This window comes from Xanthomonas hortorum, from assembly GCF_011305375.1.
Lineage (GTDB): Bacteria > Pseudomonadota > Gammaproteobacteria > Xanthomonadales > Xanthomonadaceae > Xanthomonas > Xanthomonas hortorum_E.
On the sequence record NZ_VCME01000013.1, the window covers coordinates 64,853 to 74,121 of the forward strand.

A 9,269-nucleotide genomic window follows, 5' to 3' on the forward strand; every position below is an offset into this window, starting at 1 on the left:
TCATGACCGTCGAATCCGCTGCGCATCCACCATTGCCGCGCCGGCTGGTGCTGCTGATGGCCGCCGCCACCGGGCTGGCGGTGGCGAGCAACTACTACGCGCAGCCGTTGCTGGAGACGCTGGCGCAGGCATTCGGGATCCAGGTGCGCAGTGCCGGGGCGGTGGTGACTGCCGCGCAGCTGGCCTATGCGGCGGGGCTGCTGTTGCTGGTGCCGCTGGGCGACCGGCTGGAGCGGCGCGGGCTGATCGTCGGGCTGTTCGTGCTCAGCGCGCTCGGCCTGCTGGTGAGCGCGGCCTCGCACAGCTTCGGCATGTTGCTGGCGGGCACCATCGTGACCGGTGCCAGCTCGGTGGCGGCGCAGATTCTGGTGCCGTTTGCGGCGACGCTGGCCGCGCCCAAGGAGCGCGGGCGGGTGATCGGTACGGTGATGAGCGGGTTGTTGCTGGGCATCCTGCTGGCGCGCACCGCCGCCGGGGTGCTGGCCGGTGTTGGCGGCTGGCATACGGTGTACTGGATCGCATCAGGTTCATTGCTGGTCACGGCCTGGCTGCTGTGGCGCGGATTGCCGCGGCATCCGGGCAATGCGCAGTTGTCGTATCCGCAGTTGGTGGGATCGGTACTGACGCTGCTGCGCGACGATGCGGTGCTGCGTTCGCGCGCGGTGCTGGGCGGGCTGATCTTTGCCGGCTTCAGCATGTTCTGGACCACGCTGGCGTTTTTGCTGTCCGGGCCACGTTATGGCTATGGCACGGCGGTGATCGGGCTGTTCGGTTTGATCGGCGCGGCTGGTGCGCTGGCCGCCAATCGCTCCGGCCATTGGTCCGATCACGGGCATGGCGATCGGGTCAGTTGGGGCGGTCTGGTGATGTTGCTGCTGTCGTGGGGGTTGCTGGCGTTTGCGCCGCAATCGATCGGCTTGCTGATCGTCGGCGTGCTGCTGCTGGATATCGCGGTGCAAGGCGTGCATATCGCCAACCAGAGCGTGATCTATCAGCGCAATCCCAATGCACGCAACCGCATTACCTCGGCCTACATCACCTGCTACTTCATCGGTGGTGCGGTGGGCTCGACATTGGGCACGGCGGCGTATGCGCAGGCCGGCTGGAATGGCGTGGTGATCGGTGGCGCAGTGCTGGCCGTGGCGGCGTTGGGATGGGTGTGGCTGAGCGTGGCGCGCAAGCAGTGGAAGTAAGTGCGGCTGACAGAGCGACGGCGCGGCCATCGGATGGAGGTGGCCTGTGCTTGCATCGCATCGCCCGTGATCCGGCTGTCCACAGGGAGGCTGCATTGGTTGCGCGGCATCCTTGCCCACAGACAAGGACGCGTTAGGCCTTGTTGATCGCCAACCGGGTGGTGCTGTCTGCCGGTGCAGTGGTAACCGCCATCGCCGCAGCACGCAGCTTGGGCAACAAGCGCAGGGTCAACGCCAACTGGTCGCGCACCAGGCGCTGCTTGGGCGGCAGTTGCACGGCATGTTGTTCCAGCGCCTCGGCAGTGGCCACTTCTTCGGTTTCGTCGTGCACCGGCAACGGTTGGCGTTCGCGCAAGGCGGTGGCGATCTCGCCCAGCGCGCGCTGCAGGTAGTCGCCGGCCTGCGCGATGCTGGGGTCGTGTTCGCCATCGAGTGCGGCGCGGTGCGCGCCCAGCGCGGACAGATAGCCGAGCAAGGTGTTGGACAGCGCCAGGAAGCGGAAGCCCGCGTCCAGATTGCGCCGATAGCGGCCCGGTTCGCGCAGCATGTTGGATAAGGCCACCGACAATGCGGCATCGGCGTTGTGCATGTCGCGGCGCGCGATGCGGTAGGGCAGGTCGTCGCGCATGCCGCTGGCGTATTGCTCCAGCACCTGGGTGAGATAGCGCGCGCAACTGGCCAGCACCGTGGCCATCACCTGGTTGAGGCGGCGGCCCTGCCAGTCCGGCAGGATCAGGAACGAGGCGGCCGCGGCAATCGCGCAACCGATCAGCGTGTCGATCAGGCGCGGCCAGATCAGCACGAAACCATCGCCGAGCAGGTTGAAGCAGAATAGCGCCATCACCGTGATGCCGGCGGTGGCCAGCATGTAGCGATCGGTGCGGGTGATGAAGAAGATCAGCGCAGCGGCCAGTGCCAGCAGCAACTGCACCTCGGTGCCGGGAAACAGCTGCATCAGCGCCCAGGTGGCGACCAGGCCGATCAGGGTACCGGCGATGCGCTGCACCAGCCGCAGGCGGGTGGCGCCGTAGTTGGGCCGGCACACGAAGGCGGTGGTGAGCAGGATCCAGTAGCCGTTGTCGGCATGGATGGATTGCATGATGGCGTAGCCGACCACCAGCGCGATGGCCATGCGCAGGCCGTGGCGGAACAGCACCGAGCCGGGCGTGAGTTGCTGGCCCAGGCGTGCGGCCATTTCGCGCAAGGTGTGCGGCGATGAATCGCGCAGACGGGTGTCGAGGTTGTCGCTGGTGGAATCGGATTGCGCCGCCTCCGACAGCTTGCGTTCGATGCTCTGCAGGTTGGTGACCAGCAATTCCAGCGCGCCGAGCAAACGTGCGAGTGCCGGGTCGGCACGCGCGTGCAGGTAGTCCAGCGATTGGCGCAGGTCTTCGGTGGCTAGACGGCTGTTGTCGCCGTAATCGAACGGGTGGCGCAGGCGGATCGCCTCGCCCAACGCGGCGCAGGCCTTGCCTTGCAACGCGAGCAGGCGCTGGCAGCGATACAGCACATCGCTATGGAAGAACGCATCGGTCAGCGCTTCGTAGGGATAGTGCGAGGAACTGGCGCGCTCATGGAATTCCTGCGCCATGTAATACAGCCGGAAATACAGGCCCGATTGCACGCCCGGCCGCCCCGAGCGGCCGAAGCGGCTCATGATCGCGGTCTTGGCAGCGTTGAGCGCGCCGACCACCTTGGCGTTCTGCTCGGCCAGCGCCAGCCGGCGCGCATGCAGGTCGCTTTGCCGCACCGGTTCGAACAGATCGGCCTTGAGCTTGAGATAGCGGCCCAGTTCGAAGAACAGCCGCGACAGCCGCTCGCGTACCGGGCGGTTGGCGAACAGCAGGGTCCACAGGATCGACAGCACGCCGTACCAGGTGGCGCCGATCAGCAGTAGCGCCGCACCGTGCCAGGCGATCAGCGGATCGTGGCTGCCGTGCTGGTCCATGCCGATCATGGCGTAGATCGACAAGGCCACGGTGGCCTGCGCGATCGAGGCATAGCGCTCGCCCAGTGCGCCGAGCAGGGTCAGCGAAAACGTCGCCACCGCCATGCCGATCACGAATGCCAGCGGATACGGAAACAGCAGCACCACCGACGCCGCAGCGGCGGCGAAACACAGCAGCGAGAGCAGCACCGATTTGATGCGGCCCAGCCAGTTGTCGTCGGTCTCGGCAATGGCGCTGGCGATCGCACCCAGGAACAGCGCAGGTACCGCGGTGAGCTGCTGCCAGTGCCAGCAAACGCCCATCGCCACTGCCAGCGCGATGAACACGCGTAGGCCATAGCTGGCCTTTTCATGGGCCCACAAGCGGCTCAGGCGGGTTTCGAAGGAAGAAGTGGCCACAGTCTCTGCAAGGCAAGGTGCCCGGGCATTATTGCCGCAGGCACGCGCCATCGGTGTGGAGGGCGGCTAATTCTTTGTCAGTAGTGCCCGGCATTTGTGCGGATTGGAGCCGATTGCGCGACGACGGTGCCTGCGCCGCAGCCCAGCCGCACGTGCCTGCGCGCAGCTGTGTGAGCTGCGCGTCCGGCCAACTGCACGGGCATGTATCGCGCTTGACGACCTTGCAAGGTGTGGTTGCGAGTGCTCAGCCCTGTGCGTCGCGCTCGCGGGCGATCGCACGCCAGCCGATGTCGCTGCGCTGGAAGGCGTTGGGCCAGTGGATCGGCTGCAGGCCGGCATACGCGGTGCGCTGTGCGTCCTGCACGCTGTCGCCCAGGGCGGCCACGCACAGCACGCGGCCACCGGCGCTGATCACCTGCCCGTCGGCATTCAACGCGGTGCCGGCGTGGAAGACCTTGGCGCTGGTCGGCACCTGGTCCAGGCCGGTGATGACCTCGCCGGTGACCGGGGTTTCCGGATAGGGCTTGGCCGCGATCACCACGCCCAGCGAGGGGCGCGGGTCCCACTGCGCGTGCGCGCTGTCGAGCTTGCCGTCGATGGCCGCTTCGAGCAGATCGACCAGATCCGATTGCAGGCGCAGCATCACTGGCTGGGTCTCCGGGTCGCCGAAGCGCACGTTGAATTCGATCACCTTCGGTGTGCCGTGCGCATCGATCATCAGCCCGGCGTAGAGAAATCCGGTGAACGGCACGCCGTCGGCGATCATGCCTTGCACGGTGGGCTCGACCACCTCGCGCATGACGCGTGCATGCACTTCGGGCGTGACCACCGGGGCCGGCGAGTACGCGCCCATGCCACCGGTGTTGGGGCCGGTGTCGCCATCGCCGACGCGCTTGTGGTCCTGGCTGGTGGCCATCGGCAAGGCGTATTTGCCGTCGACCATCGAGATGAAGCTGGCTTCTTCGCCATCGAGAAATTCCTCGATCACCACGCGCGCGCCTGCATCGCCGAACGCGTTGCCCGAGAGCATGTCGCGCACCGCGTCTTCGGCCTCGCTCAACGTCATCGCCACGATCACGCCCTTGCCGGCGGCCAGGCCATCGGCCTTGACCACGATCGGTGCGCCTTTTTCGCGCACATAGGCAAGTGCTGCGTCCACTTCCGTGTGCACCGCGTAATACGCAGTCGGGATGCCATGACGCGCGAGAAAATCCTTGGCGAACGCCTTGCTGCCTTCCAGCTGCGCGGCCTTGGCGGTGGGCCCGAAGATGCGCAGGCCGGCCGCGTGGAAGCGGTCGACCACGCCCAGCACCAGCGGCACTTCCGGGCCGACCACGGTCAGCGCGACGTCTTCGCGCTGCGCCAGTGCGAGCAAGCCATCCAGATCATCGACCTTGATGGCCACATTGCGGCACTTGGCCTCGGTGGCGGTGCCGGCATTGCCCGGCGCCACGAGGACCTCGCTCACTTGCGCGGACTGCGCGATTTTCCAGGCCAGGGCGTGTTCACGGCCGCCGGAGCCGATGACAAGGATTTTCATGTGAGTGCCGAGATTGGGGAATGGGGAATAGGGAATAGGGAATAGGGAATAGAAAATAGAAAAGTCTTTGCTTCTGCAGGCCGTACGATGTGGAATGGCATCGAGGGAGCCGCTCTTGCGATTCCCTATTCCCCAATCCCCATTCCCGGCACTTCAGTGCCTGAAATGCCGCACGCCGGTAAACACCATCGCGATACCGTGTTCGTCGGCGGCGGCGATCACTTCGCCGTCGCGCATCGAGCCGCCGGGCTGGATCACCGCCTTGATGCCGGCAGCGGCGGCGGCATCGATGCCGTCGCGGAACGGGAAGAATGCATCCGAGGCCATCACCGAGCCGGCCACCGTGAGCTTGGCTTCTTCGGCCTTGAGCGCGGCGATCTTGGCACTGACCACGCGGCTCATCTGCCCGGCGCCCACACCGATGGTGCGGCTGTCCTTGGCATAGACAATGGCGTTGGATTTGACGTACTTGGCCACGCGCCAGGCGAACAGCAGATCGCCCAGTTCGGCCTCGCTGGGCGCGCGCTGGGTGACCACGCTCAGTTCGCCCAGCGACATGCCGCGGTTGTCGGACGACTGCATCAGCAGGCCCGAGCCGATGCGCTTGGTGTCGTAGTTGTTGAGGCCGTTGCCGTGCGGGATCTTGAGTACGCGTACGTTGGCTTTCTTGGTCGCGTACTCGAGCGCGCCGGGCGCGTAGTCCGGCGCGATCAGCACCTCGACGAACTGGCGATCCAGGATGGCTTTCGCCGTCGCTGCATCCAGCGTCTTGTTGAAAGCCAGGATGCCGCCGAAGGCGCTGGTCGGGTCGGTCGCATAGGCCAGCTCGTAGGCATCGCCGCAGGCCGCGCCCACCGCCACGCCGCAGGGGTTGGCATGCTTGACGATAACGCAGGCCGGTGCATCGAACTGGCGCACGCATTCCCACGCCGCATCGGCGTCGGCCAGGTTGTTGTAGCTCAGCTCCTTGCCCTGCAGCTGCTGGAAGGTGGCCAATGTGCCCGGCACCGGATACAGGTCGCGGTAGAACGCGCCGGACTGGTGCGGGTTTTCGCCGTAGCGCAGGTCCATCACCTTGATGAAATTGGAATTGATCTGCGCCGGGAACGGGCTGCGCGTGGGCACGCTTTCGGCGCTATCGGCCACTGCCGAGAGATAGTTGCTGATCGCCGCGTCGTACTGCGCCACGCGGTTGAACGCAGCCACCGACAACGCAAAGCGCTTGGCCGCCGACAATTGACCGTCGTTGGCATCGAGTTCGGCCAGCAACTCGGCGTACTGCGCCGGGTCGGTGGCCACCGCCACGCGAGCGAAGTTCTTCGCCGCCGAGCGCAGCATTGCCGGGCCGCCGATGTCGATGTTTTCCACCGCATCGGCCAGTGTGCAATCGGCCTTGGCGGTCACCGACTCGAACGGATACAGGTTCAGCACCAGCAGGTCGATCGGCACGATGCCGTGTTCGGCCATCACCGCTTCGTCGATGCCGGCGCGGCCGAGCAGGCCGCCGTGCACCAGCGGGTGCAGGGTCTTGACGCGGCCGTCCATCATCTCCGGGAAACCGGTCAGCTCGGCGACGTCGGTGACCGGCAAACCGGCCTCGCGGATCGCCTTGGCGGTGCCGCCGGTGGACAGCAGCTCGACGTGACGCGCCACCAGCGCGCGGGCCAGGTCGATCAGGCCGGTCTTGTCGGAAACGGAGAGCAGGGCCCGGCGCACGGGCAGGAAATCAGAGGCCATCGGTGGGGGATGTCATTGCGGGGCAGCCGATATTGTAGGCCGCGACAGCGCGCGATGGGCTCAACACCTTCGCGATCGCCTTGATCTGCGTGCTGGCGGCGAGCTTCCAGGCGCTGCTACGGACGCAGGGTTGGTGGGCGCTAGAGCGCAACGGCACCGGGCGACAGCAGGTGACGACCACGTGCCGCTCGGTCGAGTTGTTCGGTCGCCAGACATGATCACGCAGGCGTCGGCGAAGCGATCGCTCCACCTAAGGCTGTCTGGCACTCGGCGAGATACCGGCATCGAACGGCCACCTGCGGTGGTGTCGTGTGCTGACTGCAGCTGATGTCAGTCATGGCAGCGCGCTGACGGCTTGCCGTAAATGCGGCAGCCGCCGCGCATGACCGACCCGGCAGGGACGAAGTGCGCGCTGATGCAGGAGATAAAGTCCGCGTCACAAACGCCAAATGACGGAGCGCACATCCGAAAAGCGACATTCGACCATCGGGTTTAAATTGATTTAGTGAGCCAATTCACCAATAAATCAGGAGTCAATCACGAAAATGTGCCGCTGTAAAAAATCAGTGGGCTGCCGGGTTACTCGAAAGCGAGCGATTCGCCGAATGACATAATCAAGACCCGTTCGCATATTTAGAAAAAAAGTCGGAAATCTCGGCGCAATGTGCGTTTCGCGCTTCGGTATCGGAAACATGTTTTCTGCTGCGGCGACATCTGCCACGTGCTGCTGAATCACGATCTGGACTCGCTGATCTGTTGAGTTCCCTAACGTTCAAAGGCAATGACGCTGTCGGCGAGGCGTCCACCACTACTTGCTGCAAGGGCTGCCGCGCAGGAGCCAGCCTTGCCCTCACCCCTAGCTGCGTCTTGCCGTCACGGCGATCCATGACCCTGCGATTCAAGCAAGACACCTCAGCGCACTTCGCGCCCTAGGGCGTTCCCGAAGGACCACCATTGCCGTTCCGACGCAGTCCTTGCCAGCGGGAGGATGCGTTTCGCCCGCATGGGCGACGCTCCCATCTTTCTATCGGCGATGGCATGAACCTGACTTGCGCGGCTGTTTTAGAAAATTCAGATGAGATTATCTTATGAATCGTGAAAAAGTTTTGGCATTACGCACATGCACAAACAACATGTCCGATCATTGCGGATTGATCTGGCCGAAAAGCGGTCCGGTCGAATGCAGGCATTGGCAGCCTAGCGTCAAGCAGGAAAATGGTTTGACCGGTTTGTTGTGGGGGCAGGGAACCAATGCGCATCTGAACATGCATGCCGATGCGCACTGGGTGGTGTGCATGGTGGAGACCGCCGATATCATCTGGTTGGGCGAGGAGGGAATGATCAAGTTCCCCAAGGCCGACGTGGTCTACGCCGGTAACCGTGCAGGCGCGATGAGCTGCATCGCCGCCGGCATCGAGCAACACGCGCCACCCAAACCCGACTTGCCTGTCGACACCGTCATGGCTGCGGAATTCACGCCCAAGGCACCGCACGCGCAGTTCACCGCGCCGGCTGTTGAAAGCGGTCCGCATTCCACCGCGCCACTTCCATCACCGCCTAACGGCACCGACCCACAAGCCGCGCAGCCGTCAAATGCGATCCTGCGCACACGCGAAATCGCCACCTATGGCAGCACGCTCACCGGCGCCGATCAGAGTCAGCTGATCGCAGGCTATGGAAGCACCGAGACCGCGGGTAACGGCAGCGAGTTGATCGCCGGCTATGGCAGCACCGGCGTGGCCGGATCCGACAGCACCATCGTGGCCGGCTATGGCAGTTCCCAGACCGCAGGCGGGGGCAGCACGCTCACTGCCGGCTATGGCAGCACCCAGACCGCGCGGCAGGGCAGCGAGCTGACGGCAGGTTACGGCAGTACCGAAACCGCCGGTGCAGACAGCTCGCTGATCGCCGGCTATGGCAGCACGCAAACCTCCGGCGGCGACAGCTCGTTGACTGCCGGCTACGGCAGTACCCAGACCGCGCAGAACGGCAGCGACCTCACCGCAGGCTACGGCAGCACCAGCACGGCGGGCACCGATAGCTCGCTGATCGCCGGCTACGGCAGCACCCAGACCTCGGGCGGAGAAAGCTCGCTCACTGCCGGCTATGGCAGCACGCAGACAGCGCAGGACGGCAGTGACCTCACCGCCGGCTATGGCAGCACGGGCACCGCAGGTGCCGATAGCTCGCTGATTGCCGGTTATGGCAGTACGCAGACATCGGGCAACGACAGCTCGCTGACGGCAGGCTACGGCAGCACCCAGACCGCCCGTACCGGCAGCGACCTCACTGCGGGTTACGGCAGCACCTCCACCGCCGGTGCCGACAGCACGCTGATCGCCGGCTATGGCAGCACCCAGACCTCCGGCGGGGACAGTTCGCTCACTGCAGGCTACGGCAGTACGCAAACCGCGCGCAAAGGCAGCGATCTGACCGCCGGCTATGGCAGCAC

Annotated in this window: 4 protein-coding genes and 1 pseudogene; 2 read left to right on the top strand and 3 right to left on the bottom strand. The window is 65.2% G+C overall.

Annotated elements, in window-relative coordinates; translation table 11 throughout:
- Positions 1 to 2: 2 nt before the first annotated feature.
- On the top strand, positions 3 to 1,193 hold the full coding sequence (locus tag FFY45_RS13130; RefSeq protein WP_176340765.1) for an MFS transporter: 1,191 nt from the start codon (positions 3 to 5) through the stop codon (positions 1,191 to 1,193).
- 133 nt (positions 1,194 to 1,326) lie between these two features.
- Here the strand turns inward: FFY45_RS13130 and yccS are convergent, their stop codons facing one another.
- The 3 genes from yccS to purH form a co-directional block, all read right to left on the bottom strand.
- Complete coding sequence (gene yccS / locus FFY45_RS13135) at positions 1,327 to 3,540, bottom strand: YccS family putative transporter (protein ID WP_176340766.1); 2,214 nt, start codon at positions 3,538 to 3,540, stop codon at positions 1,327 to 1,329.
- Positions 3,541 to 3,784: 244 nt separating this feature from the next.
- Positions 3,785 to 5,080, bottom strand: a complete 1,296-nt coding sequence (gene purD / locus FFY45_RS13140; protein ID WP_176340767.1) for a phosphoribosylamine--glycine ligase — start codon at positions 5,078 to 5,080, stop codon at positions 3,785 to 3,787.
- 153 nt (positions 5,081 to 5,233) lie between these two features.
- The gene (gene purH / locus FFY45_RS13145; RefSeq protein ID WP_176340768.1) at positions 5,234 to 6,817 is read right to left on the bottom strand and encodes a bifunctional phosphoribosylaminoimidazolecarboxamide formyltransferase/IMP cyclohydrolase; all 1,584 of its coding nucleotides are present in this window, start codon (positions 6,815 to 6,817) and stop codon (positions 5,234 to 5,236) included.
- Positions 6,818 to 7,905: 1,088 nt separating this feature from the next.
- On the opposite strand from purH, the pseudogene FFY45_RS13150 reads away from it, so the two are divergent.
- Positions 7,906 to 9,269: pseudogene (locus FFY45_RS13150) on the top strand (Ice nucleation protein); the annotation flags it as partial.